The organism is Microbacterium sp. HMWF026 (assembly GCF_003061325.1).
Taxonomy (GTDB): Bacteria; Actinomycetota; Actinomycetes; order Actinomycetales; family Microbacteriaceae; genus Microbacterium; species Microbacterium testaceum_E.
This window is the reverse complement of sequence record NZ_QAJB01000272.1, coordinates 2380-3469: the sequence shown is the minus strand read 5'-3', so window position 1 is coordinate 3469 and position 1090 is coordinate 2380. Positions and strand designations below refer to the sequence as shown.

Here is a 1090-nt window from a genome sequence, read left to right as displayed (position 1 = left end):
CGCGTCCCCGCACCGCCCATCTCGGCCAGGGTCGCGGCGAACAGCCCGACCCCGCCGTAGAGGTCGAGATGCGTGGCCTCGGGATCGAGCTCGCCGACGGATGCCGACAACTCGGCCGACACCAGGGCGCTGAGCGTGTGCGCGGCCAGGCGGTGCACCTGCCAGAAGCCGCCGGCATCCACCCGGAAGACCCGGTCGCCCACCCGCTCCTCGACGACCTCGGCAGCCTGACGCGCGCGGTCGCCGTCGGGCCGGGGCAGGACGCGCACCCGGCCGTCGGCGGGCTGGACCAGGTCAATGCGACCCGGGCGCGCCCCCGCGCGCGCCTCGCGGGCGGCGCTCTCGACGGCCTCGGTCGCCAGCGGCAGGTCGGGGGTCTCGACGACGTGGTGGGTGCGCGCGGCGTACGCCCCGACGCGGCCCGCGTCGTCGACGTGCAGGCTCACCCGGGTGCGCCAGCGAGCGCCGTCCGCGGACTCCGGGTGCTCCGCGTCGCCCGCGGGCCGGACGTCGACGGGAAGCTCGAGGCGGCCGACGCGCTCGACGGCCTCGCGGATGACCCGCTCCTTCAACGCGCGCTGATGCGACGGCTCGATGTGGCCGAACTCGGCGCCCCCGACGCGCTCGGCCGGGTCGACGTCGATCGCGGCGGAGCGCCACACGTGGGGGCGGCGCTGGGGCGCGGCATCCAGGACCTCGATCGCGTCGGCGCGCCAGAACGCCTTCTTGCGCGTATCGGTGAGTCGCGCGCGCACGCGCTCGCCCGGCAGCGTGTCGGGGACGAAGACGACGCGTCCCTCGTGCCGACCGACGAACACGCCGCCGTGGGCGATACCGGTGATGTCGAGTTCGATGAGGTCGCCGTCGTGCATCCCCCGAGCCTGACACATCCAGCCGGGAGACCGCCGGGCCGCGCGTCGGTAGCGTTGACGCATGCGCGTGTGCCTGGCATCCACTTCTCCGGCTCGCATGATGCTGCTGCGTCAGGCGGGTATCGAACCGACGACCCGTGCTCCCGAGGTCGACGAGGAGGCCGTCGTGGCCGCGGTGGAGGCGGCCGAGGGACGCCGGCTGCCCGCCCCCGAGCACG

General features: G+C 75.4%; 1 protein-coding gene. It reads right to left on the bottom strand.

Annotation, left to right across the window (positions count from 1 at the left end; all coding sequences use genetic code 11):
- On the bottom strand, positions 1-872 hold an 872-nt coding region (locus DBR36_RS10510; RefSeq protein WP_108319169.1), incomplete at its 3' end, for a class I SAM-dependent RNA methyltransferase.
- Between the last annotated feature and the right edge of the window lie 218 nt (positions 873-1090).